Source organism: Synechococcus sp. RS9909, assembly GCF_014279595.1.
Classification (GTDB): Bacteria; Cyanobacteriota; Cyanobacteriia; order PCC-6307; family Cyanobiaceae; genus Synechococcus_C.
In genome coordinates, this window is record NZ_CP047943.1 from 392,862 (window position 1) to 415,963 (window position 23,102).

At 64.6% G+C, this 23,102-nt stretch carries 20 protein-coding genes and 1 tRNA gene; 12 read left to right on the forward strand and 9 right to left on the reverse strand.

Annotated features, from left to right (window positions below):
* Positions 1-316: 316 nt before the first annotated feature.
* Positions 317-685, forward strand: a complete 369-nt coding sequence (locus tag SynRS9909_RS01835; protein ID WP_007100766.1) for a DUF3155 domain-containing protein — start codon at positions 317-319, stop codon at positions 683-685.
* Positions 686-690: 5 nt separating this feature from the next.
* Here the strand turns inward: SynRS9909_RS01835 and SynRS9909_RS01840 are convergent, their stop codons facing one another.
* Positions 691-1,314, reverse strand: coding sequence for an alpha/beta hydrolase (locus tag SynRS9909_RS01840; RefSeq protein WP_255479198.1), 624 nt, complete (start codon positions 1,312-1,314; stop codon positions 691-693).
* A 76-nt stretch (positions 1,315-1,390) separates the two neighbouring features.
* Here SynRS9909_RS01840 and purH point away from each other — a divergent pair, with 76 nt between their 5' ends.
* Both purH and SynRS9909_RS01850 read left to right on the forward strand, forming a co-directional pair.
* A complete protein-coding gene (purH, locus tag SynRS9909_RS01845) occupies positions 1,391-2,995 on the forward strand; it encodes a bifunctional phosphoribosylaminoimidazolecarboxamide formyltransferase/IMP cyclohydrolase (protein ID WP_007100764.1) in 1,605 nt (534 codons plus the stop codon).
* Positions 2,996-3,045: 50 nt separating this feature from the next.
* Positions 3,046-3,507: a DUF4079 domain-containing protein gene (locus SynRS9909_RS01850; protein WP_007100763.1), complete on the forward strand. Its 462-nt coding sequence runs from the start codon at positions 3,046-3,048 to the stop codon at positions 3,505-3,507.
* 13 nt (positions 3,508-3,520) lie between these two features.
* Here SynRS9909_RS01850 and SynRS9909_RS01855 read toward each other — a convergent pair whose 3' ends face one another.
* The 4 genes from SynRS9909_RS01855 to sfsA form a co-directional block, all read right to left on the reverse strand.
* Positions 3,521-4,147 carry a DUF1997 domain-containing protein gene (locus SynRS9909_RS01855; RefSeq protein ID WP_007100762.1) on the reverse strand — a complete coding sequence of 209 codons (627 nt, stop codon included), beginning with the start codon at positions 4,145-4,147 and terminating at the stop codon, positions 3,521-3,523.
* Positions 4,148-4,210: 63 nt separating this feature from the next.
* On the reverse strand, positions 4,211-5,407 hold the full coding sequence (locus tag SynRS9909_RS01860; protein WP_007100761.1) for a 4-hydroxy-3-methylbut-2-enyl diphosphate reductase: 1,197 nt from the start codon (positions 5,405-5,407) through the stop codon (positions 4,211-4,213).
* Positions 5,408-5,505: 98 nt separating this feature from the next.
* Positions 5,506-6,972, reverse strand: coding sequence for an ammonium transporter (locus SynRS9909_RS01865; protein ID WP_038001656.1), 1,467 nt, complete (start codon positions 6,970-6,972; stop codon positions 5,506-5,508).
* A 94-nt stretch (positions 6,973-7,066) separates the two neighbouring features.
* A complete protein-coding gene (sfsA, locus tag SynRS9909_RS01870; protein WP_007100759.1) occupies positions 7,067-7,831 on the reverse strand; it encodes a DNA/RNA nuclease SfsA in 765 nt (254 codons plus the stop codon).
* Positions 7,832-7,944: 113 nt separating this feature from the next.
* Between sfsA and murJ the strand changes: the two genes are divergently transcribed.
* Positions 7,945-9,552, forward strand: a complete 1,608-nt coding sequence (murJ, locus tag SynRS9909_RS01875; RefSeq protein WP_038000882.1) for a murein biosynthesis integral membrane protein MurJ — start codon at positions 7,945-7,947, stop codon at positions 9,550-9,552.
* Here the strand turns inward: murJ and SynRS9909_RS01880 are convergent.
* Genes SynRS9909_RS01880 through SynRS9909_RS01890 form a run of 3 tightly spaced genes read right to left on the reverse strand, consistent with a single transcriptional unit; the run spans position 9,539 to position 10,390 of the window.
* A complete protein-coding gene (locus SynRS9909_RS01880; RefSeq protein ID WP_007100757.1) occupies positions 9,539-9,802 on the reverse strand; it encodes a hypothetical protein in 264 nt (87 codons plus the stop codon). The two genes, murJ and SynRS9909_RS01880, sit on opposite strands and share 14 nt — an antisense overlap.
* A gap of 25 nt (positions 9,803-9,827) precedes the next feature.
* Positions 9,828-10,118, reverse strand: coding sequence for a DUF3181 family protein (locus SynRS9909_RS01885; protein ID WP_007100756.1), 291 nt, complete (start codon positions 10,116-10,118; stop codon positions 9,828-9,830).
* Positions 10,118-10,390, reverse strand: a complete 273-nt coding sequence (locus tag SynRS9909_RS01890) for a hypothetical protein (RefSeq protein ID WP_038001653.1) — start codon at positions 10,388-10,390, stop codon at positions 10,118-10,120. Before SynRS9909_RS01890 ends, SynRS9909_RS01885 begins: the two co-directional genes overlap by 1 nt.
* A gap of 109 nt (positions 10,391-10,499) precedes the next feature.
* On the opposite strand from SynRS9909_RS01890, the gene SynRS9909_RS01895 reads away from it, so the two are divergent.
* The 8 genes from SynRS9909_RS01895 to SynRS9909_RS01930 all read left to right on the forward strand — a co-directional run bounded on the left by SynRS9909_RS01895 (position 10,500) and on the right by SynRS9909_RS01930 (position 19,896).
* A tRNA-Arg gene (locus tag SynRS9909_RS01895) sits at positions 10,500-10,573 on the forward strand.
* A gap of 133 nt (positions 10,574-10,706) precedes the next feature.
* Entirely contained in the window at positions 10,707-11,999 is a 1,293-nt protein-coding gene (glyA, locus tag SynRS9909_RS01900; RefSeq protein WP_007100754.1) for a serine hydroxymethyltransferase, read from the forward strand.
* Positions 12,000-12,088: 89 nt separating this feature from the next.
* Positions 12,089-13,261: an MraY family glycosyltransferase gene (locus SynRS9909_RS01905; protein WP_083774511.1), complete on the forward strand. Its 1,173-nt coding sequence runs from the start codon at positions 12,089-12,091 to the stop codon at positions 13,259-13,261.
* 8 nt (positions 13,262-13,269) lie between these two features.
* Positions 13,270-14,547, forward strand: a complete 1,278-nt coding sequence (locus SynRS9909_RS01910) for a competence/damage-inducible protein A (RefSeq protein WP_007100752.1) — start codon at positions 13,270-13,272, stop codon at positions 14,545-14,547.
* Complete coding sequence (locus SynRS9909_RS01915; protein ID WP_007100751.1) at positions 14,547-17,243, forward strand: HAD-IC family P-type ATPase; 2,697 nt, start codon at positions 14,547-14,549, stop codon at positions 17,241-17,243. Before SynRS9909_RS01910 ends, SynRS9909_RS01915 begins: the two co-directional genes overlap by 1 nt.
* Positions 17,244-17,269: 26 nt before the next feature.
* A complete protein-coding gene (gene leuC, locus SynRS9909_RS01920) occupies positions 17,270-18,691 on the forward strand; it encodes a 3-isopropylmalate dehydratase large subunit (protein ID WP_007100750.1) in 1,422 nt (473 codons plus the stop codon).
* Positions 18,692-18,746: 55 nt separating this feature from the next.
* The gene (locus SynRS9909_RS01925; RefSeq protein WP_007100749.1) at positions 18,747-19,394 is read left to right on the forward strand and encodes a 3-isopropylmalate dehydratase small subunit 2; all 648 of its coding nucleotides are present in this window, start codon (positions 18,747-18,749) and stop codon (positions 19,392-19,394) included.
* Positions 19,395-19,416: 22 nt separating this feature from the next.
* Positions 19,417-19,896: a pentapeptide repeat-containing protein gene (locus tag SynRS9909_RS01930; RefSeq protein WP_007100748.1), complete on the forward strand. Its 480-nt coding sequence runs from the start codon at positions 19,417-19,419 to the stop codon at positions 19,894-19,896.
* Between the two features lie 16 nt (positions 19,897-19,912).
* Here SynRS9909_RS01930 and SynRS9909_RS01935 read toward each other — a convergent pair whose 3' ends face one another.
* Positions 19,913-22,909, reverse strand: a complete 2,997-nt coding sequence (locus SynRS9909_RS01935) for a DUF3769 domain-containing protein (RefSeq protein WP_240307721.1) — start codon at positions 22,907-22,909, stop codon at positions 19,913-19,915.
* Positions 22,910-23,102 lie beyond the last annotated feature (193 nt).

Sequence of the window (23,102 nt, forward strand, 5' to 3'; positions counted from 1 at the left end):
GTGGCGGGACAGCCCCGACACGGGGCTTGTCAATCTGGGAAAAAGTCTTAAGATCAGATGATCGACCGATAGCACGCCCCCTCCGAGAGGCGGCACTTCGGTATCGAATCTGCTGAGGTTGCGCTTTTTTCGCTTCCAAGGCTACAGCAGAGGTTGATGCGTCTTCTGTTGTGCTTTGGCTCTGCCAAGGCTTTCGATGCTGCGAGTCCTTGGTCAGCGTGGGTTGTTCACGTTGACCTGTCTCCCGGATTGCTGACGTCTGGACGCTTTGCGTCGCCCCTTCTCCTCTCCTGCTCCCGTCCGGGAGTTTTCTGCCATGTCCAAAAAGCGCAAGCGGATCAGCCGCCGCCGTCTCGCCGGTCAGCGTGTGCTTGCCCACGTGCCCACCTACAACCTCGAAACGGGCGAGCACAAACCGGTCACTGCCGGTCGTCGCTTCATTGCCGAAAACGGCATCACGCCACCGGCTCTGCTCAAGGTTCGCCGCAACGAGCACACCACCGACCATTTCTTCTGGGGTGAAAAGGGGCTGTTCAGCGCCCAGTACGCCGAAGAGAACCACTTCCTGTTCCCCTCCTTGCGTTGCATTGTCGACCGCATCGGTGAAGACACCCTGTTTGAGGGGCTGGAGCTTGTCGCCGACGATTGGGAGGAAATGGAGGAATACGAATACGCCTTCGTCTGACCCAGTCAGCTCCACCAGCGGCTGAGGGCCGCCTGGATCGCGGGAAGCGATGCCGCCGCGATCGTGTGACCCTCCTCTGACGCCTGCAGTTCCGCTCTCGGAGACGATGCGTCTCCGTTGAGCAGGCACTGCAGCGTTTCGCTGGCACTGAAGGGCACGACCTCATCCCGTGTCCCGTGCACCAGAAGAATGGGTGGACGCCCTTGTGGTGGTGTCCAGCCGGGGTGGGGATAGCCACTGCAGGCGATCAATCCCGCCAGTGGCAGGCCGCAACCGCTCGCTAGAGCCATGGCAGCTCCCTGGGAAAACCCGAGCACCACCGTTCTCTCCAGGGGACGATCCCGATCGCTGAGCGATTGAAGGCGTTGGCTCAGCTCCTGACATGCCGCGGGTACTGCGCTCCAATCCGCTGGGAAGAGCCCATACCACTGCCGTCCAATGCCCTGCGGATGCAGCTCCGGAGCTCGCAGTGCCACCAGCTCCACCGGCTTGGGCAGATCGGCCGTGAGTGCTTCCCCGAGCGGCAGCAGGTCCTCCGCATCAGCACCCCAACCATGAAGGAGCACCAATCGATGTCGGGCTCCAGGAATGGAGCGCAGCAGCTGGTCGTCGGTCATGACTGCGGGCATCAGGTGGAGATGGGAGTCTTCTCTCTTTGCAGAAATCCCTGCTGCGTAGGTTGGCCCATGGAATCCTTCTGCTGCCATGGCACCCACCGCCCTGTTGAGCGTGTCCGACAAGCGTGGGCTGGTGACCCTGGCGGAGGCCCTGCATCGCCGTCATGGCTTCCGGCTGCTCTCCAGCGGAGGCACCGCAGCGGTGCTCGAGCAGGCCGGTTGTCCTGTGACTCGGGTGGCGGATCACACCGGAGCACCGGAGATTCTGGGTGGCCGGGTGAAAACACTGCACCCCCGCATTCATGGCGGCATCCTGGCGAAGCGGGGCGATCCCAACCACGACGCCGACCTGGCGGCGCAGCAGATCGATCGGATCGATCTGGTGGTGGTGAACCTGTATCCCTTCCGCGAAACGGTGGCCGATCCAGACGTGACCTGGGACACGGCGATCGAAACCATTGATATCGGTGGGCCCACCATGGTGCGCTCGGCTGCCAAAAACCATGCCGATGTGGCGGTGCTCACCAGCCCTGAGCAATACGACAGGGTGATCGCAGCCCTCGACCGCCCCGGTGGGATCGATGCCGGCTTGCGTCGCCGGCTTGCGCTCGAGGCGTTTGCCCATACCGCCGCCTACGACACCGCCATCAGCAACTGGATGAACGACCGGATGCGGAGGGCCGAGAACGCCACTGGGTCACAGGAGGGCGATGACGACGAGGCTGCTGCGCTGCCCTGGCTGGAAGCCGTTCCCCTGCGTCAGCGCCTGCGCTACGGCGAAAACCCCCATCAGCAGGCCAGTTGGTACAGCAGCCCCCGCGGCGGTTGGGGGGGTGCCCTGCAACTGCAGGGCAAGGAGCTCAGCACCAACAACCTGCTCGATCTGGAGGCGGCCCTCGCCACCGTGCGCGAGTTCGGTTACGGCAGCGACGGGCGTCACCCCGCCCAGCAACCTGCCGCCGTGGTGGTGAAGCACACCAATCCCTGCGGTGTGGCCGTCGCCGATGCGGTGGCGGCGGCGCTCACCCGGGCTCTGGATGCGGATCGGGTGAGTGCTTTCGGCGGCATCGTTGCCCTCAACGGCGTGGTGGAGGCGGCGGCGGCCAGGGAACTCACCGGCTTGTTCCTGGAGTGCGTGGTGGCCCCGGGCTACACCGCGGAGGCGCGCCACATCCTGGCGGCGAAAGCCAACCTGCGCCTGCTGGAACTGGCACCCGCGGCCATCGACGCTGCCGGCCATGCGCATGTGCGCAGCATCCTCGGCGGGTTGTTGGTGCAGGACCTCGATGATCAGCCGATCGATCCCGCCAGCTGGACCGTGGCGACGCAACGTCCGCCCACGGCCCAGGAGCAGGCGGATCTGCGCTTCGCCTGGCAGTTGGTGCGCCACGTGCGTTCGAACGCGATTGTGGTGGCCAGGGCTGGACAGAGTCTGGGGGTGGGGGCCGGCCAGATGAACCGGGTCGGTTCCGCTCGCCTGGCGCTCGAGGCGGCCGGGGATCAGGCCCGGGGGGCGGTGCTGGCCAGCGATGGCTTTTTCCCCTTCGACGACACGGTGCGCCTGGCCGCGAGCCATGGCATCACCGCAGTGATTCACCCCGGCGGCAGCCTGCGCGATGCCGATTCAATCAAGGCCTGCGATGAACTCGGTCTGGCGATGCTGCTCACCGGCCGCCGTCATTTCTTGCATTGAGGCCTGACCCCCTAACCTCCCTCTCACGCGTCCTTCTGTTTGGTTGATTGATGACCCTCGCTGCCCTTCCCTTCGCTGCGAATTTCCTGCATCCGCTGATGATGTGGGCGCTGCTTGCCGGCGGTGGCTACGCCCTTTATCTGGGTGTGCAGGCGAAGAAGGTTCGCACCGGCACGCCGGAGGAACGCAAAGCCCTGATTCCCGGCAAATTCGCTCAGCGTCACTATCTCTGGGGGAGCGTGCTGCTGGTGGTGATGGTGTTCGGCACCCTGGGCGGGATGGCCGTCACCTACCTCAACAACGGCAAGCTGTTTGTCAGCCCTCACCTGATCGTCGGCCTGGCGATGACGGGTCTGATCGCCGCCGCTGCCGCTCTTTCACCGCTGATGCAGCAGGGTAATCTGCTGGCGCGTAAGGCCCATGTGGGCCTCAACATGGGGGTGCTGACCCTGTTCCTGTGGCAGGCCGTGACCGGCATGCAGATCGTGAACAAGATCTGGGCGAACCGCTGAGGGTTGGAGGCGATCAGAAAGCGGCCCGTCGCCTCGGCGGGCAGATCAAGCCATGGCTGGCGTGAAAATCTTCCTGCACCTTCCAGGTGAGCTTGCGTGAGATCTGGCGCACGATCTGCCTGAGCAGGTGATCGCCGCTCGATTGCACCAGCTGCTCCGGCAGCATGGTGATGACTTTCGGCAGCCGGATCCACACCGAGAGATCCAGGCTCCAGCTCACGTTGGTGGCTTCCGCCACGGCGTCCTGATGTGGATCCTCGTCCAGGCTCAGTTCGGCCTGGAAGTTCACGTCGTAGAGCGTTGTCAGCCCCGGGTCAGCATCCGGAATGGGCACGGTCACAATCGCATAGGTGCCCTGGTGCTGCGGCAACAGGCGCAAGCCGATCATCGGTTCAACCTCGAAGCCGAAATTCCCGAAGCGGCCGAGCGTCAAGGCATAGGCCTGGGCATCGATCGGGTCCACGTCCATCGGCGCGGCGCAGCGACGGAACCAGCCTTCGTGGCAATCGAGATAGGCCGCGACCTGGTGGCGCGGGGCCAGCATCTCCATGCGGTCAGCGAATTGGCTGCGGTAGCAGCGCACCTGGGGATCGTCGCTGTGGCGCAGGGTTTCGGCCGGAGTTCTCGTCAAGAGCAGCACGGATGGGGGTCCCTCGCCGGGGGTGTTCCCCGCTAGATCAACCAATGTAAAGCGGCCTGGCCTTCAGCTTTCGCTCAAGGCGATCAGACGCTGAATCACCTGCTCCACGGCCCGGTCTGGTGTGGAGGCTCCGGAGGTGATGCCCACGGTGACCGGTCCGGGCGGCAGAAAATCCGTCTCGTGCACCAGATCGCCTCCCAGGGGTTTGTGCTCGATGCTGTTATCGGGATCGATCCGTTCCGGCGTGTCGATATGGAAGGAGCGGATGCCGCGGCTGATGGCGATCTCCTGCAGGTGGGTGGTGTTGGAGGAGTTGTAGCCCCCGATGACCACCATCAGGTCAAGAGGCTCATCCACCAGGGAGAACATGGCATCCTGCCGCTCCTGGGTGGCATCGCAGATGGTGTTGAAGGCGAGGAAGTGCTCATTCAGTCGGGTCGGTCCGTATTTGCTGAGCATGGTGCGCTCGAACAGACGACCGATTTCTTCAGTTTCGCTTTTGAGCATGGTCGTCTGGTTGGCCACGCCCAGCCGCTCGAGATCGCGATCGGGATCGAAGCCGGGGGAGCAGGCCCGGGCGAAGCGGGCCATGAAGGCCTCCCGATCCCCCTGACCGAGGATGTAGTCCGACACCAGGCGCGCTTCCTCCAGATCCAGCACCACCAGATAGGTGCCGGCGAAGGAGCTGGTGGCAAGCGTTTCCTCGTGCTTCACCTTGCCGTGAATGATTGAGGTGAACGCATGCTTCTTGTGCTTCTCCACCGTGGTCCACACCTTGGAGACCCAGGGGCAGGTGGTGTCCACGATGTGGCAGCCACGCTCATTGAGCAGTTGCATTTCCTGCACGGTGGCACCGAAGGCCGGCAGGATCACCACATCGCCGGAGGCCACGTCGGAAAAGTCCTTCACCCCCTGATCCACGGGGATGAACCGCACATCCATCTCGCGTAGGTGGTCGTTCACCGAGGGGTTGTGGATGATCTCGTTGGTGATCCACAGCCGTTCACTCGGATAGTGGCGCCGGGTTTCGTAGGCCATCGCCACCGCCCGTTCCACTCCCCAGCAGAAGCCAAAGGCCTCGGCCAGCCGCACCGTGAGACGGCCTTGCGTCAGCCGGTAGTCGTTGTCGCGAATCGAGCCGATCAGGCCGCTCTGATAGGCCTGCTCCAGGCTGCCGGCCACCTCCTCGGCCCGTCCGAAGCCACGGCGATTGTAACGATCGGAGTGATGCAGCGAGCGCTTGAAGGCGTGGGTATCCATGGCGCGGCGTCAGCGATGGGGTGACTCTATGGGCCCAGAACAAAACCCGGCCCCATGGGAGCCGGGTCGAGAAGGTCAGCGGATGCTGAAGTAAGACGTCAGTTGCTGGCTGAGGCGAAATCCGGATAGGCCTCCATGCCGTGCTCCCCGATGTCGAGACCTTCGATCTCTTCTTTTTCGGTGACCCGGATGCCACCGAAGATGCCACCGATGATCGACCAGGCGATCCAGCAGGTGATCAGCGTCCAGATCGCATAGGCCGCGCAGCCCAGAGCCTGAACGCCCAGCTGGGAAATGCCACCACCGTTGAAGAGGCCGATGCCAGCAGCACCGGTATCCATGCCGTCCACGCCCCAGAGGCCGATCACGAGGGTGCCCCAGATGCCGCAGACGCCGTGCACGGAAAAGGCACCCACCGGATCATCGATCTGAGCTGCATCGATCGCCGCAACGGCGAACACGACGATGATGCCACCGATCGCACCGGTCACCCAGGACCCCACCAGGGTCATGTTGCCGCAACCGGCTGTGATGCTCACCAGGCCAGCGAGAATGCCGTTGATGATCATCGTCAGGTCAGGCTTGCCGGAGGTCATGGTGGACACCACAGTGGCCCCAATGGCGCCGCCCGCAGCGGCCAGGGTGGTGGTCACAGCCACGTAGGCCACGTATTGATCCATGGCCAGCTCGGAGCCAGGGTTGAAGCCATACCAGCCGATCCACAGGATCAGAGCGCCGAGGGTGGCGATGGCCATGTTGTGCCCGGGGAGTGCCTGAGGCTTGCCATCGACGAATTTGCCGATGCGAGGTCCGAGCAGCATGGCGCCGACCAAACCGGCCCAAGCACCCACGGAGTGCACGATCGAGGAACCAGCGAAGTCGATGAAGCCCAGCTCACTCAGCCAGCCACCATTCCACTGCCACGACCCGGAGATCGGATAGATCACAGCCGTGAGCACCAGGGCGAAGATCACGAATTCACCGAACTTGACGCGCTCAGCGACAAGGCCCGACACGATCGTGGCCGCAGTGCCTGCGAACGCCGCCTGGAAGAGGAAGTCAACCGAGGGCACCAAACCACCCTCAGCGATCAGTTCCGGTGTGACGGTGGGGTCAAAGAACAGGCCGCTGAAGTAGAGCCAGCCTGCGGCCACCGGATCGCCATACATCAGCGAGTAACCGATGAACCAGTAGGCGGTCACCGCCAGGGCGAACACAAACAGGTTCTTGGCGAGAATATTCACCGCATTTTTCTGGCGGCACATCCCGGCTTCGACCATGGCGAAACCGGCGTTCATGAAGATCACCAGGATCGTGGCCACCAGCAACCAGAGGTTGTTGGCCAGGAAAGCGGCATTCAGCTCGGGCATCTCGGCGGCATGGGCCGAGAGGTTGAACAGACCGAGACCGAAGAGGGCGACAGGCACGCAGGCCAGCCACATCAGGGAACGATTCGACTTGAAGCCGCGAATGCTGCGCAAGAGGAGCATGGGGCCATCCAGAAGACTGGCGTCCTGGAGGCGTGTCTTGCCCCGCCTTGCAGGCGAGTGCAGAGCAGTTGTCATGAAAGGAGAGCAGGGCTGCAGAACGGGCTGGACGCTGAGGTCCGGCATCCGTTGACAAAGTGCTCGCTTGTGAACCATTCCCAGGTGGCGATTGTTACCGAATCGCCGATTGGTGGGTCAGCACCGGCCTGAGGCCATCCCAGAGGATGTGATCGGCCTCGAAGCGGAAGGCGCAGGGCAGTACCTCAACGCCGGCGCTCAGGGCCTCCCGGAAGAGCTCGCCGTAGCGGGGATCGGCGCTGTCGCCCGGAGCGAAGGCGGTCACATCCGGTCGGCTCAGGCAGGGCACCAGCACGGCCCTGGCGTCCGGCAGCAGGGCACGCAGCTCCTCCAGGTGCTTCTGCCCCCGTTCGGTGACCGTGTCTGGGAACAAAGCAAGATGGCCCTCGCTCCAGGTGGTGTTCTTCACTTCCACATAGATCGCTCTGGGGTCGCTTACCTGCGCAGCCGGTGAGAGCAGCAGATCGATGCGGCTGCGGCGGTCTTTGCCGTAGGGCACTTCGCCCCGGATGGTGGCGATCGGCCCCAGCTGCTCCTCCAGACAGCCGGCTTCGATCGCGGCCCGGATCAGGCGATTCGGCAGGGCGGTGTTGATGCCCACCCAGCAGGGGGTGCCATCGGCCCCGGGCACCTCCGCCTGCTCCCAGGTCCAGGCGAGCTTGCGGGTCGGAGAGGGGGCATGGCGCAGCCGGACCCTGCCTCCGGAGTGCAGCACGCCGGTCATCGGTCCGGTGTTGGCGCAGTGGGCGGTCACCTCACGGCCGTCATCGAGGCGAACATCGGCCAGGAAGCGTTTGTAGCGCTTGAGCAGCACGCCCTCCTGCAGGGGTTCGAAGGCGAGAAGCGGATGGCCGGGCATGGCAGCGCAGCACCAGGGACACAGATGGTGGTCATGGTGGCCCCTGGCGTGAGGTTGGCGGGCTGAAGCGGTCGAGAATGCCGCCCAGTTCAGCAGTGCCGGCCGGGCCGTCGATGGCGAGATCCCTTAAACGCATCGCCCTCGTGGTGACCTACGGCACCATGCTCAGCAAGCTGGGTGGCCTCGTGCGGCAGCTGGTGATCGCCGCCGCCTTCGGCGTCGGAGCCGCCTACGACGCCTACAACTACGCCTATGTGTTGCCGGGATTTCTGCTGATCCTGCTCGGCGGCATCAATGGCCCGTTTCACAGCGCCATGGTGAGTGTGCTCAGTCGCCGGCCGCGGCAGGAGGGAGCCCACATCCTCGCCACGCTCAACACGATGGTGAGTGCCCTGTTGCTGGCGGTCACGCTGCTGCTGGTGCTGGCAGCCGACCCCCTGATCACGCTGGTGGGGCCGGGCCTGAGTGCTGAGTTGCACCACAACGCCGTGCTGCAGCTCCAGGTGATGGCGCCGATGGCGTTGCTGGCTGGATTGATCGGTCTCGGTTTCGGTTCCCTCAATGCCGCCGATGAGTTCTGGATCCCGGCGATCTCTCCGCTGATGTCGAGCCTGGCTCTGATCCTTGGGGTCGGTGTGTTGTGGTGGCAGCTCGGTGATGCGATCGCCACACCGGCCTTCGCGATCCAGGGCGGGGTCGTGCTGGCGCTCGCCACTCTGGTGGGGGCCCTGCTGCAGTGGCTCCTCCAGCTGCCGGCCCTCGCCCGTCAGGGTCTGGCACGGCTGCGTTTCGTCTGGGATTGGCGCCACCCGGGTGTTCAGGAGGTGTGGCGTGTGATGGGACCGGCCACCCTCTCCTCAGGGATGTTGCAGATCAATGTGTTCACCGATCTGTTCTTCGCTTCCGCCCTGGTGGGGGCTGCTGCAGGCCTGGGCTACGCCAATCTGCTCGTGCAGACCCCTCTGGGCCTGATCTCCAATGCCCTGTTGGTGCCCCTGCTGCCCACCTTTTCCCGCCTGACGGCACCGCAGGATCGGCCGGCTCTGGTGGATCGGATTCGCCAGGGGTTGATGCTCTCGACCGCATCGATGCTGCCCCTGGGGGCCCTCTTCGTCGCCCTTGGTGGCCCGATCGTGGCGCTCGTCTACGAACGGGGGGCCTTTGATCAGCAGGCTGTGCAGCTGGTGACCGGTCTGCTGATGGCCTATGGCGTCGGCATGCCGGCCTATCTGGGCCGGGATGTGTTGGTGCGGGTGTTCTATGCCCTCGGGGATGGCACGACGCCGTTTCGGCTCTCCCTGGCGGGGATCGGGCTGAATGTGCTCTTCGACTGGGTGCTGGTGGGCGGCCCGAGCCCCTGGGGGCCCCAGCTTCCCTTCAGCTTCGGCGCGCCAGGCCTGGTGCTTGCCACCGCGGCGATCAACCTGATCACCTGCACCGCCCTGTTGCTCGTGCTGCAGCGGCGCCTGGCTGGTCTGCCTCTGTTCGCCTGGGGCCGGGACGCCCTGGCCCTGGGCTTCGCGGCGGTGCTCGCCGGTGTGGCGGCCTGGGCGGTGAGCCTCGGCTTGGCCTGGGCTGCTGATGTGCCGGGTCGGATCCTGCAGGTGGGCGTCTCGGCCTCCGTGGGGCTGCTGGTGTTCGTGCTGGTGGGTCGGCGCAGTGGCGTTCCTGAATTGGAGGCTCTGGTGCGGGGGATTCGGCGTCGGTTCAGCTCTCGTTGAGTCGCACGTTGCGTTCTTCGCGCACATGAATCGGCAGCTCGAGCTGCTGACGGCCCACCACCTGAGGCCCTTGAACCGAAAGAATCCGGGCCTCGATGCCGAAGTCGCGAAAGGCGGTTTCCAGCTCCTGGATCAGGGCTTTCTCCACCTGCGCCTCCGCATCCACCACCTTGCCGATCAGCCGCCCGCCAAGACGCCCGATCCGCTGCCGCACCACCTCGCGTGCGTTGGTGACCTCGATGATCAGCACAGGAACTCCGGAGGTGCGTGCAACCTTATCGGCAGTGCTCCTCGAGGATCTCCTCGAGATCACGAAGCTGCACAGCCGGAATCAGTCGTGCCAGGGGCAGCCGCGTGCTTCCACCGGCCAGGGGAACCTGCACCGCCTCGAGGGCCTGGCGGGCGGCAACGGCCGCTCCCTGGTCGAGGCGGGCACTGCATTCAATCGCCAGGGCTTCCGCCAAACCGGCGTCACCCAGATAGAGATGCCAGTTGGCGATTTGTAGATACAGCCGATCGCTGAGGCTGCTGGTCAGCTCGCGCAGATCGGCGGCATCGAGGCTCATCAGTCGTTCGGGGCGGAGGAGGAGACACTGGCAGCCGCGTCGGCTGCGGGGCGAAGCCGCAGCACCACGAGAAGGTGCGCAATCAGCAGCGCCAGCCAGATCTCGGTGACAAGAGCCAGATGCGGCCAGGGGTGACGTAGGCCCTGCACGAACCAGAGACCGCTGTTGATGGCAGCAAATGCCATCCCATGCAGGGTCAGATTCACCACACGACTGAAGTGTCGGTAGGTCGGATCCGCCGGGTTGGCGGGGCCGTACCAGCGAATGGGCATGGACACCCGTGGGCTGCTTTCTGAATTCTCGCCCCCGGGCAGGCTTGGCCGCATCCCTGTGTCCTGGTTGACGAAGGGCACCTCAATAAGCTCAGATGGATTGGCGCAAGCGCTTGTAGCTCAGCGGATTAGAGCATCTGACTACGGATCAGAGGGTCGGGAGTTCGAATCTCTCCAGGCGCGTTTTTTAACTGCCCACGGGCAGTTTTTTTTTTGGCTAGGCATCCACGCAGCACTGGATCGCGGTGTGTGGCGCCGCTGCCGCGGTCTGGGGTGGTTCTGTTGCCTACGATCGGGATGCCGCCGGTTCGTGTCGATGTCTCAGCGCCTTTCCTCTGCGATCAATGCCGCCCTGGTGGATGCCGACCCCGCCATCTCCGGTCTGATCGGCAAGGAGCGGGAGCGTCAGGAGACCCATCTGGAGCTGATCGCCTCGGAGAATTTCGCCTCCAGGGCTGTGATGGAAGCCCAGGGATCAGTGCTCACCAACAAATATGCGGAGGGCCTCCCCCACAAGCGCTACTACGGCGGTTGTGAGCACGTGGATGCGATCGAAGAGCTGGCGATCACTCGCGCCAAAGAGCTCTTCGGTGCCGCCTGGGCCAATGTGCAGCCCCACAGCGGCGCCCAGGCCAACTTCGCCGTGTTCCTGGCCCTGCTCAAGCCCGGTGACACGATCATGGGCCTCGACCTCAGCCATGGCGGCCACCTCACCCATGGATCGCCGGTGAATGTCAGCGGCAAATGGTTCAACGTGGTGCAGTACGGGGTTGATCGCGACACCCAGCGCCTCGACATGGAGGCGATCCGCCAGCTGGCGCTGCAGCATCGGCCGAAGCTGATCGTGTGCGGTTATTCCGCTTATCCGCGCACCATCGATTTCCAGGCTTTCCGCGCCATCGCTGATGAGGTGGGTGCCTATCTGATGGCCGACATGGCCCACATCGCCGGTCTTGTGGCGGCTGGTGTGCATCCCAGCCCTGTGCCGGTCTGTGATGTGGTGACCACCACCACCCACAAGACGCTGCGCGGACCGCGCGGGGGTCTGATTCTCTGCCGCGATGCCGACTTCGCCCGCCAGTTCGACAAGGCGGTGTTCCCCGGCACGCAGGGCGGCCCCCTCGAGCATGTGATCGCCGCCAAAGCCGTGGCCTTCGGAGAAGCGTTGCAGCCCAGCTTCAAGACCTATGCCCAGCAGGTGGTGGCGAACGCCCAGGCTCTGGCGTCCCGGCTGCAGGAGCGGGGGATCGCCGTGGTGAGTGGTGGCACCGACAACCATGTGGTGCTGCTCGATCTGCGCAGCATCGGCATGACCGGCAAGGTCGCCGACCTCTTGGTGAGTGATGTGCACATCACGGCCAACAAGAACACGGTTCCCTTCGACCCGGAGTCGCCGTTCGTGACCAGTGGTCTGCGTCTTGGCACGGCGGCTCTCACCACCCGTGGTTTCGATCAGGGCGCCTTCCAGATCGTGGCTGATGTGATCGCCGATCGTCTGCTCCATCCCGAAGACGACGCCATGCAGGCCCGTTGCCTCGAACGCGTGCGTGATCTCTGCCAGCGCTTCCCCCTCTACGACTCTTCCCCCGTGGAACCGGCGCTTGCCTGACTGTCCAATGCGTCTTGGTGCGTCGCATCAGGGCTGCCTAGGATTTTGAGTACTGACCCCTCGGGGTGGTCCCCTCCACGGAGTTTTCTGTGATCCTCGCGAGCAGCCCTCTGGCCGTGGCCGTGGCGAGCTTCGCTTTGGCTGCGGGGATCACCACCGTGATCGTGCCGAGGGTGCGCTCCCTGGGGCTGCGCTACGGGTTCACCGATCAGCCAGATCCGCGCAAACAGCACTCCACGCCGATGGTGCGCCTGGGGGGAGTGGCCATGGTGATCGGTTTCAGCCTTGCCCTCGCCGTCACCTGGCTCCTGGGGGGGTTCGGATTGTTGGCGCCCGCTCGGGATCAGTTGATCTGGACCACCCTCGCCGGATCGCTCTGCTTTTTCATCATCGGATTGGCCGATGACCTCTTTGCCCTCTCGCCCTGGCCTCGGCTCGCAGGGCAGGTGGCGGTGGCGGTTGTGGTCTGGTCGCAGGGTGTCCGTATCGGGGCGATTGATTTCCCGTGGTTGATGGAGGCCGGCAGTCCGTTGGTGCTGCCGGAGCCGCTCAGTCTCATGGCCACGGTGATCTGGCTTGTGGGCATCACCAATGCAATCAACTGGCTTGATGGGCTCGACGGTCTGGCCGCCGGTGTGGCTGGGATCGCGGCCGTTGGTCTGGTGTCGGTGAGTTTTTCCCTGCACCAGGTGGCGGCCGGATTTCTTGCTGCCGCTTTGGCCGGGTGTTGTTTGGGTTTTCTGCGCCACAACTTCAATCCGGCCCGGATCTTCATGGGGGATGGCGGTTCCTATTTTCTAGGATTCACTTTGGCCTCGATCAGCATTGTGGGGCCCGCCAAGGGGCTCACCACCGTCAGCCTGTTGCTGCCTCTGCTGATTCTGTCCTTGCCCCTCGCCGACATGAGTGCCGTGATCATGGGCCGGCTTCGGGAGGGGCGTTCACCCTTCTATCCAGACCGACGCCACCTGCACCATCGCCTGCTGCGGGCTGGCTTCAGTCATCGCCGCACGGTGCTGTTGATCTATGTGTTCACCCAATGGCTGGCGGCTCTGGCCATGGTGGTGGCCAATGTGGAGATGCGGTTTCTCTGGCTCGCCCTGGCCACGGCGATCCTGGTGGGAACGGTGGTGGTGCTGCGTCGTCGGCAGCAGGAGGAAGTGGCGGAGCGACAGCAGCTGGCCGCATATCCGTCCCACCATTCCGCCTCTGAACCGGTGGCGCATCCCGGCGGGTGCGCGGCTCCCCAGTCCCACGAGTAGGAGCGGCAATGGCGGCCAGGTCCAGCTCCAGGGGGGTTGAGCTGCTCTGCGTGGGCACGGAGTTGCTGCTCGGCAACATCCTCAATGGCAATGCCCGTTGGATTGCGGAGCAGTTGGCGTCACTCGGCATGCCCCATTTCCGTCAGTCGGTGCTTGGTGACAACCGCGAGCGTCTGATCGCTTTTGCGCGGGAGGCGGCGGAGCGTTCCCGGGTGCTGATCACCACAGGCGGGCTCGGTCCGACTCCGGATGACCTCACCGCTGAGGCTCTGGCCGCTGCCTTTGCGGTGCCACTGGAGGAGCGACCGGAGGTCTGGGCCGACATTGAGGCGAAGCTGGCCGCGCGCGGCAAGGTGCCCTCCCCCAGCCTGCGCAATCAGGCCCTGCTGCCCAAAGGCGCGGCTGTGCTTCCCAATCCCACCGGCACCGCCCCCGGAATGATCTGGACGCCTAGAGAGGGCTTCACGATCCTCACCTTTCCCGGAGTGCCCAGCGAAATGCGGGCGATGTGGACGGAATCCGCGGTTCCCTGGTTGCGTGCCGCGGCGCTGACGCAGGGGGTGATCGCCAGTCGTCAGCTGCATTTCTGGGGCATCGGTGAATCCAGGCTGGCCGAGCAGGTCGAGGATCTTCTCGCTGGCACCAATCCCACCGTGGCTCCTTACTCCGGTGGTGGCGAGGTGATGTTGCGGCTGACAGCCCAGGCGCCGTCGGAGCCGGAGGCCCAACGGCTGTTGGACCCCCTTGAGCAGGAGCTGCGGCAGCGCAGTGGTCGTCTGTGCTTCGGGCGGGATGGGGAGACGCTGGCGTCTGTTGTGCTCGCGCTCCTGCAGCACCGGGGCGAGACCCTGGCCGTGGCCGAATCCTGCACCGGAGGAGGGCTCGGCGCTGCCCTGACGGAGGTGCCGGGGGCTTCGGCTGTGCTTCTGGGCGGTGTTGTCGCCTATGCCGATGCTGTGAAGCAGCACCTCCTCGGAGTGCCGGCTGAGCTGCTCGCCTGCCATGGCGCCGTGAGTGATCCGGTGGCTGAGGCGATGGCGGAGGGCGTGCGCCGTTGCACCGGCGCCGACTGGGGTGTGGCGATCACCGGGATCGCCGGCCCAGGCGGTGGCTCGACGACGAAGCCGGTGGGTCTGGTGCACCTGGCTGTGGCGGGTCCGGACGGATGCCGCAGTGGAGCGGAGCGTTTCGGCTCCAGCCACGGCCGCAGTTGGGTGCGGCGCCTCAGCGTGGGTGAAGCGCTCAATCGCCTGCGCCTGCGCCTGCTCGATGCCCCCCCTGGCTGATGCGTTCACCTGTCGCCCGTCGCCCTCCCCATGCCAGCTCCTTGGCCGAGCTGCTGCAGAGCCTCGGGAGCGATGGCGACCAGGGCATGGCGGCATCTGCTGTGGCGCTGCGTCAGCAGCAGGAGGGCTGGAATCGGCTGTCTGAACGGCGGCGGCGGCCGTTGGCGCTGCGTTTTCTGCAGCAATTTCATGATCCGCTTCTCTACACCCTGCTGGCGGTGGGCGCCGTCAAGCTGCTCAGCGGGGCGCCCCGGGAAGCCCTGGCGGTCTGGAGCGTCACCCTGATCAATGGGGTGATCGGCTTTGTGCAGGAGAGCCGCGCCGAAACGGCGATTGCAGCCCTGGCCAGTGCGGTGCGCACGGAGGTGGAGGTGGTGCGGGAGGGCCAGCATCAGCGGCTGGCCTCCGACCAGCTGGTGCGTGGTGACCTCGTCTGCCTGGCGGCCGGCGACAAGGTGCCGGCGGATCTGCGCCTGGTGCGGGGGCGGGATCTGCGGGTGGATGAATCGGTGTTGACCGGTGAATCACTGCCGGTGAGCCGGGATCCGGCGCCGCTCCCGGCCGACACCCCCTTGCCAGAACGGGCCTCGATGCTGCATGCCGGCACTTTTGTGGTGGCCGGCCAGGGGGTTGCGGTCGTCACGGCGATCGGGGATGCCACCGAGGTGGGGAAAATCTCCACCTCTCTGCAGGATCAGCCGAGCCTGAGCACGCCGCTCACCCGACAGATTCAGCGTTTCGGACGCCGTCTGCTCCAACTCATCGTCGTCCTGGCGCTCGTGACCTTCGTGATCGGGGTCTGGCGGGGGCGCGAACCGCTGGAGATGTTCGATGGGGCCGTCGCCCTGGCGGTGGGTGCGATTCCGGAGGAACTGCCAGCGATCGTCACGATCATCCTGGCGATCGGCGTCCATCGCATGGCCGCGCGCAACGCGATCATCCGGCGCTTGCCGGCGGTGGAAGCCCTCGGCAGCACCACTGTGATCTGTTCCGACAAAACCGGCACCCTCACGGAGAACCGGATGACCGTGCAGGAGATCCATGCCGGTGGCGAGAGCCGTGCGCTCGCGTCCCTCTGGGCCGGCGATGGCGACGATGCGCTCCGTCGGAATCAGGCCCTGCGCGACACCCTGCTGGCCGGTCTGCTCTGCAATGACGCCAGCCTGGTGCGCGAGGACGGCGAGGCGGCGCAGGCGAGTCCGCAGGCGATCGGTGATCCCACGGAAACGGCTCTGTTGCTGGCGGCGGATCGCGCCGGATTCGATCAGCACCAGGTGCGGCACCATCACCCCCGGCTCGATGGCATTCCCTTTTCCTCTGAGCTGCAATTCATGGCCACCCTGCACGGCAGCCGTCGCATTCTTCTGAAGGGTTCGGTGGAGGCACTGCTGCCCCGCTGCAGTCGTCAACGCGCGGCCGATGGTGCCGCCGAGCCCCTGGATCGGCAGGCCGTTGAGGGCGCCGTGGCGGCGATGGCCTCCCGGGGGCTGCGGGTGCTGGCGTTTGCGATCGGCGTGCCCGAGCCCGATCAGGAGCGCCTCGAGCTCGAGCATGTGGAAAGCGGCCTCGACTTTCTCGGGCTTCAGGGCTTGATGGATCCACCTCGGACTGAGGCGATCCGCGCCGTGAGGGTCTGCCGCCGTGCCGGTATTCGCGTGGTGATGATCACCGGTGACCACGCCGGCACGGCCCGGGCGATCGCCGAGAGGTTGGGCCTCAGGGCCGACACCGTCCTGGAGGGACGGCAGCTGGAGGCTCTGGATGCGGCGGGGCTCGCTGAGGCGGTGAGCGGTTGCGATCTGTTTGCGCGGGTGGCTCCAGCCCAGAAGCTCGCCCTGGTGCAGGCCCTGCAGAGCCGGGGTGAGGTGGTGGCGATGACGGGGGATGGCGTGAACGATGCGCCGGCTCTGCGTCAGGCCGACATCGGCATCGCCATGGGACGCGGCGGCACGGAGGTGGCGCGCGAATCGGCAGCCATGCTTCTCACCGATGACAACTTCGCCACGATCGAAGCAGCCGTGGAGGAAGGGCGGGCGGTGTACGTCAACCTGCGTCGCACGCTGGCGTTTCTGCTGCCCGTCAACGGTGGGGCGTCGATGACAATCCTGCTCGGCGCCCTATTGGGGCTGGAGTTGCCGGTCACGGCTCTTCAGGTGCTTTGGCTCAACATGGTGAGTTCGCTCACCATGTCGGTGCCGCTTGCCTTTGAGCCCCCTGCTCCGGGGTTGATGGCCCGCCCGCCTCGCCCCGTGCATCAGCCCTTGCTGACCAGGCCGTTGCTGCTGCGGGTGCTTCTGGTATCGATCTTCAACTGGCTGTTGCTGTTCGGTCTGTTTTCCCTGGTGATCGAGCGCAGCGACGATCTGGCGTTGGCCCGCACGATGGCGGTGCAGGGCCTGGTGTTGTCTCAGGTGGTGTATCTGATCGGCATCAGTCGCATCAGCCATGGCCCCTGGCCTGGTGGCCCCACCTGGCGGCGCCTGCGCCAGGCTTCGGTGTTGCTGATCGGCCTGGCCCTGGCGCTTTGCCTGCAGGTGCTCTACAGCCAAAGCCATTGGCTGAACGCCTTCTTCGGCACGGTGCCTCTCAACCTGAACCAGTGGGGGGTGTGCATGGTGCCGATGCTGCTCATGCTTCCCCTCTCCGCCCTCACGCGCTGGCTTGATCCGATCGATCGCACCAACGTCACCACCTAGGGTGAAAGGCTTCTCAACTGGCCGGTATGAGCAGCGGCACGCTTTACGACAAGGTCTGGGATCTTCATCGTGTGGCCGAGCTGCCGGGGGGATCGACCCAGCTCTTCATCGGCCTTCACCTCATTCATGAGGTCACCAGTCCGCAGGCTTTCGCCGCCCTTGAAGACAAGGGCCTGAGCGTGCGCTGTGCTGAGCGGACGGTGGCCACCGTCGATCACATTGTGCCCACCACCAGCCAGGCCCGACCCTTCGCCGATCCCCTGGCGGAGGAGATGCTCAGCACGCTGGAGCGCAACTGCGCCCGCCATGGCATCACCCTGCACGGCCTGGGCAGTGGCCGTCAGGGCATCGTGCATGTGATCGCGCCGGAGCTCGGTCTCACCCAACCGGGGATGACGGTGGCCTGCGGTGATTCCCACACCTCCACCCACGGCGCCTTCGGAGCGATCGCCTTCGGAATCGGCACCAGCCAGGTGCGCGATGTGCTGGCCAGCCAGAGCCTGGCGATGAACAAGCTCAAGGTGCGCAGGATCTGGGTCGACAATCAGCTCGGATCGGGGGTCTTCGCCAAAGACCTGATCCTGCACGTGATCCGCACGCTGGGGGTCAAGGCGGGGGTGGGTCATGCCTATGAATTCGCCGGACCGGCGATTGAAGCCCTCTCGATGGAGGAGCGCATGACCCTCTGCAACATGGCGATCGAAGGTGGTGCTCGCTGCGGTTATGTCAATCCCGACCAGGTGACCATCGATTACCTCGCAGGACGCCCGGGCGCGCCCAGTGGCGAGGCCTGGGACAGGGCTGTGGCCTGGTGGCGGTCGCTGGCGTCCGATTCTGATGCCAGCTTCGATGACGAGGTGCGTTTCGATGCTGCAGCGATTGCCCCCACCGTGACCTGGGGGATCACGCCTGGGCAGGGCATCGCCGTCGATGAAGCGGTGCCGACCCCGGAGCAGCTCGAACCCTCCGAGCGTCCGATCGCCGAGGAGGCCTATCGCTACATGGATCTCACCCCCGGACAGCCGATCGCCGGGGTGTCGGTGGATGTGTGTTTCATCGGCAGCTGCACCAACGGCCGCTTGAGTGATCTGCAGGCGGCGGCGGCGGTGGCGCGGGGGCGCCAGGTCTCCCCTGGGATCCGGGCGTTTGTGGTGCCCGGTTCCGAGCAGGTGGCCCGGGCCGCCGAAGCCGAGGGCCTCGATGCGGTGTTCCGTGCGGCGGGTTTCGAATGGCGTGAGCCCGGCTGTTCGATGTGTCTGGCCATGAATCCGGATCGCCTGGAGGGCAGGCAGATCAGTGCCAGCTCCAGCAACCGCAATTTCAAGGGCCGGCAGGGGTCGGCCAGTGGTCGCACGCTGCTGATGAGCCCGGCGATGGTGGCGGCCGCCGCCGTCACCGGACAGGTGACGGATGTGCGCCACCTCGCGGCTCTGCCGGTCACGGCTTGAGGCACCCCGCCATCTCACTGTTGTTGTTTCCTGCACTCTCCTCCTCACGCCGTTCATGACCACTCCCGGCAGCTTCCCCCAGGGTGAAATCCGCCAGATCAGCGGTTCTGCCTTCACGTTGCGGGGTGATGACATCGATACCGATCGGATCATCCCCGCCCGTTTTCTCAAGTGCGTCAGCTTTGAGGCGCTCGGCGATCAGGTGTTTGCCGACGATCGCAGCGAGCTGGGCGGTTCTCACCCCTTCGATCAGCCCGCCCATGCCGGTGCCTCGATCCTTGTGGTGAACGGCAACTTCGGCTGCGGTTCCAGTCGTGAGCACGCCCCCCAGGCGTTGATGCGTTGGGGGATCCGTGCCCTGATCGGCGTCAGTTTCGCGGAGATCTTCCATGGCAATTGCCTGGCGCTCGGGATTCCCTGTGCCACAGCCACGCCGCAGCAGGTGCTGGCGCTTCAGGCTGCTGTGGAGTCCGATCCCGGCCGCCGCTGGACGCTCGATCTGGAGGCCAACACCTGCAGTGAGCCCCAGGCCGGCAGCTGGTCGATCAGCCTGGATCCCGGGGCCCGGGAGATGCTGCTCACTGGCCGCTGGGATGCGACATCTCAGCTGGTGGCCCGCGATGCAGAGCTCAGGGCCACCATGGCGACGCTTCCTTACCTGAACCGGTTTGAGGGCTGCGGACACTTGCTGGAGTGTCTATGAAGGAGAGAGAGGCTCCTAGGCCATGGATCGCTTCCCAGCTCGACTGACGCCGCTGACCGGTTGCCTCGCCCTGCTCCTGGCCATGGCCTCCCCCCTGACGGCGGCCGAGATGGTGCCGCTCCGGGTGGAGCCGTTTCAGGACCCTCGCCAGCAGTTGCTGAGCACGGGGGCTTGCGCAGGCTGTGACCTGCGCGGCGTGGATCTGGTCGGCGCCCATCTGATCGGTGCCGATCTGCGGGACGCCGATCTGCGCGGTGCCCGCCTGGATGAAGCCAATCTCGAGGGGGCCGACCTCAGTGGTGCGCGCCTCGATGGGGCTGGCTTGCAGGGCGCAACGCTCACCAATGCCGAGTTGGCGGGAACGGATCTTCGCCGTGCCGACCTGCGGGAGGCGGTGGTGATCAACGCCTATGCCCCGGGGGTGCGCACCGAGGGGATGCAGTTTGCCGGTTCCGATCTCACCGGCAGCCATCTGATCTACGGCGGCGGCCCGGAGGAATGATCCGTCAGAGGCGTGGTCAGAACGGCCGGTTTTCCAGTTCGTTCGGCAGATTGCGAGGGGTGTAGGGAATGAACGGCACGCCGGTGCCCGTGAAGTTGAAGTCGTTGAGCCGGAAGCGGAAGCCGCCGATGCCTTCGTAAGGGTTGTAGTAGAAGCCGAAGTCGTAACTGCGGCGCTGCCAGCGCACTTCGATGTTGGAGTTGATCACATCGCCGTAGAACTCGGAAGCCGGATCCACGTTGAGAGCCACGCCGGCGCTGATCAGCAGCGGCCCGGCGATCTGCTGGGTGAGGCCGACACCCAGGGTGCCGAGATCCACCGCCTGGTCGAAATCGAAGGGGCTGGAGCCTTGTTTAAGCGTTCCGCCACCGGTGACCGAGAGCTGGGTGTAGTCGAGGAATGGTTTGCTGAAGGTGCCCAGGGTCAATGTGGGTCCACCCGAGAGGCTGAGGGTGTTTTGTTGATTGCCATCGCCATAGGCAGCGAGCAGCGTATTGACATTGGTGTTGAGGCTCAGGCCGGGAACAATGGCCACTGGCGAGTAGCGATAGGCCCGCTCTGGGGTGAGAGGTGCCGGTTGGCCCCGCCAGAGCGGATAGCTGCTGTTGATGGAGCCGAAGAGATTGGCCCGCCAAAGGTCGGCGAGATTGGTGCTCGTAAAGCTTTCGGCCTGATAGTTGCCGACACCGACCCGCCAGAGGTAGGAGTTGCCCAGTTTGCCGATGTTGAAATTGCCTTTCTGTTCGGCGAAGGCGCCATAGGCCGAATACACATCGGTTTCTCCGAGTGAGCCATTCCAGGTTCGGTAGCGGTAAGCACCGAAAAAGCGCGTGCTGATTTGGCCCAGCCAGGGCAGCGTGAAGCGATTCCGCACATCCCCCCAGTAACGACTGCCATTGGCAATGTTTTCGGCGCTGAAGGTGCTGATGTCAGCATTGAAATTGGTCTTCCATCCCCAGACCTGGCCGTTGAGTTCTGCCTCTAGGCCGAAGAGATCGCCGATCGTTGTGGGCTGCGTCACTGTGCCACTGTCGATGGATGAGCCGGGAGCCACGTAGCTATTGGTTTCACCGTTGATCGCACGTTGCAGTAGGAACTGTGGCTGAAGACTCAAGGTGTAATCAGTTGTGAGCTCAATCGGTTTGAGGTTGCGGCCGATGAAGAAGCCGTTGCGGTCCTCGTTGTCGATGCCGAACACCCAGCGGTTCTCCACTTCCTCCTGCTTCTGAATGCGTTGGGTGCGACTCACAGGGATCGGCAGTCGCTCTTCCACGATCAGACGGTTGCGCCCGCTCTTGATCAGGATGTCGCCATTGGCTTGCTCGGTGGCCACCACGTTGTCGGCATCGATCCGTGTCTGGGCCGGTGTGAAGGGGTCATTGGTGAAGCCCATGCGATCAGCCCGCCAACCGTCGGGGGTGATGCTCACGCGCGCCGCCTGGATGCGCCAGCGGCTGATGGCGCCAGTGATCAACTGCGTGCGTCCCAGCTGATCCAGTTGTGACGGCTGAATGGCTCCATAGGTGTTCTGCTCTTCGACATCGTCGTTGCGCAGGGAGCTCGGGACACCGATGCGTCGGTCGATGGTGAGGGATTGCTGGAACTGGATGCTGGTGATGCGTTGATCAATGGCTGCGATGGCCTTGTCCCGAAGTGCTTCCTGGTCACGCAGCGACAAGCGTGATTCGTTGGTAAGCGCCAAGGGTGTAGCAGCTTGCGAACCTGCTGCCTCGACTCCAGTCGATGGTGGGGTCTGCGCGCCGAGGGTGATGTCATTCAGCTGTTCGTTGAGCGTCTGTGGCTCGATGCGGCTGGCTCGATCCGGATCCGGGCAACCAAGTGGTGGCGGGACTTCGGTTGGCTCTGGGGCTGCTGGATCCTGGCCCCAGCGGTAACGCAGGCCAATCAGGTAGGCGTTGCTGCCTTCACGTACGCCGCTGTAGGTGCCGAATGCGCCGGAGCGGTGGTGGATTCTGCCAACCAAAGACACGTCATCCGCGACGGCAGCTTCCAGTTCAAAGGCGAGATAGTTCAGCAGTTGGGCGTAGTTTTCCCTGTAGGTGCGTTCGTAATTGCTGACGGCCGAGTTGTAGCTGATTCCCTCCACAAACCCAAAGCTCAGCCAGGGTTGGATCCAGAGCCGGGCTCCCAGGCCGATGATCCCCTCAGCAAAGCTTTGCGAGGGGGTGTTGGCATTGGGAGTCGTTTGGTTGTAAGGCCCGCCCGCCTGCTCGTAGGCGTGATGGCCAAAGAGGTCTGCTTCCAGCTCAAGAGAGAAGGGGCCGGCGCGCCAGATCCGTTTCTGCATGCTGACGCCGAGCAGGTATTCCGGTCGCATGCGGCCGTTGAATAAAAAGGTATCGCCAAAGTTGGAGTCGATCATCTGACCGCCCCACGCGGTCACGGCCCAGGGGTGGGGTTGCCAGGCAGGAACCGGTGGCAGCATCGGCGGACAGGCCATCCCCAGCTCAGGCTGCTTGGAAGCGGCGGAATCGGGCTTCAGCCACTCTGGTGCGGGTGGCAGTTCCAGATCCCAGAACGTGCCCCCATCATCCTGGGGATTGAGCCGTTCCGGGCTGTTCGCTTCCAGCTCCAGCTCCAAGGCCGTCGGGAAACCGAGGCTGCTGGATTCGACGATCGGCAGCAGAGGGGGGGGGCTTGGCGTGGTGGGCCCGGATGAGGCATTGCCACTGGTGGGGTTGAAATCCAGCGCAGCACTGTCGAGATCAAGAATTCCGTAAACGTCGTTGAGTTCGCCTTCGTTCTGGATCAGGCTGAAATGAAGGGTGCTGGCTTGAAAATACTGCGCTCCCCGTCGGAAACGCACGCTGCCGCGCGCAAAGAGCGTGTTGAACGAGCTGTCGAATTCGACGCGGTCAGCTTGCAGCACACCGCCGTTCAGAACGGCGCGTACGTTGCCCTCGGCAATGAAAAGATTACGCCGGGCGTCGAAGCTCTGACGATCCGCTTGCAGCTTGATGTTCAGAGGCGGCCTTTTCTGCGGGGCAGCCACCTGATCGCTCGGCGATGGCTGAGTCGGGGCATCTGCTGTGACCTCGGCAAGGACCTCGTTCAGGCTTGGTTGAGGTTCGTCTGAGCCTGGATCACTCTCAAGGCCGTCGGCTGAATCGTCGCTCCACTCGTTGACTTCATCGAGGGCCTGGGCTTGGAGCGGCCGAGGTCCAAAGATCAACACAGCACCCAAA

Excerpts from the sequence above, each read along its gene's own strand:
- SynRS9909_RS01885 (WP_007100756.1), bottom strand. The coding sequence starts at position 10,118 with ATGAGCCTCGATGCCGCCGATCTGCGCGAGCTGACCAGCAGCCTCAGC.
- murJ (WP_038000882.1), top strand. The coding sequence starts at position 7,945 with ATGGCGAGATCCCTTAAACGCATCGCCCTCGTGGTGACCTACGGCACC.
- SynRS9909_RS01840 (WP_255479198.1), bottom strand. The coding sequence starts at position 1,314 with ATGCCCGCAGTCATGACCGACGACCAGCTGCTGCGCTCCATTCCTGGA.
- SynRS9909_RS01915 (WP_007100751.1), top strand. The coding sequence starts at position 14,547 with ATGCGTTCACCTGTCGCCCGTCGCCCTCCCCATGCCAGCTCCTTGGCC.
- sfsA (WP_007100759.1), bottom strand. The coding sequence starts at position 7,831 with ATGCCCGGCCATCCGCTTCTCGCCTTCGAACCCCTGCAGGAGGGCGTG.
- SynRS9909_RS01925 (WP_007100749.1), top strand. The coding sequence starts at position 18,747 with ATGACCACTCCCGGCAGCTTCCCCCAGGGTGAAATCCGCCAGATCAGC.
- SynRS9909_RS01890 (WP_038001653.1), bottom strand. The coding sequence starts at position 10,390 with ATGCCCATTCGCTGGTACGGCCCCGCCAACCCGGCGGATCCGACCTAC.
- SynRS9909_RS01865 (WP_038001656.1), bottom strand. The coding sequence starts at position 6,972 with ATGACAACTGCTCTGCACTCGCCTGCAAGGCGGGGCAAGACACGCCTC.
- SynRS9909_RS01835 (WP_007100766.1), top strand. The coding sequence starts at position 317 with ATGTCCAAAAAGCGCAAGCGGATCAGCCGCCGCCGTCTCGCCGGTCAG.
- SynRS9909_RS01860 (WP_007100761.1), bottom strand. The coding sequence starts at position 5,407 with ATGGATACCCACGCCTTCAAGCGCTCGCTGCATCACTCCGATCGTTAC.
- purH (WP_007100764.1), top strand. The coding sequence starts at position 1,391 with ATGGCACCCACCGCCCTGTTGAGCGTGTCCGACAAGCGTGGGCTGGTG.
- SynRS9909_RS01910 (WP_007100752.1), top strand. The coding sequence starts at position 13,270 with ATGGCGGCCAGGTCCAGCTCCAGGGGGGTTGAGCTGCTCTGCGTGGGC.
- SynRS9909_RS01930 (WP_007100748.1), top strand. The coding sequence starts at position 19,417 with ATGGATCGCTTCCCAGCTCGACTGACGCCGCTGACCGGTTGCCTCGCC.
- leuC (WP_007100750.1), top strand. The coding sequence starts at position 17,270 with ATGAGCAGCGGCACGCTTTACGACAAGGTCTGGGATCTTCATCGTGTG.
- glyA (WP_007100754.1), top strand. The coding sequence starts at position 10,707 with ATGTCTCAGCGCCTTTCCTCTGCGATCAATGCCGCCCTGGTGGATGCC.
- SynRS9909_RS01850 (WP_007100763.1), top strand. The coding sequence starts at position 3,046 with ATGACCCTCGCTGCCCTTCCCTTCGCTGCGAATTTCCTGCATCCGCTG.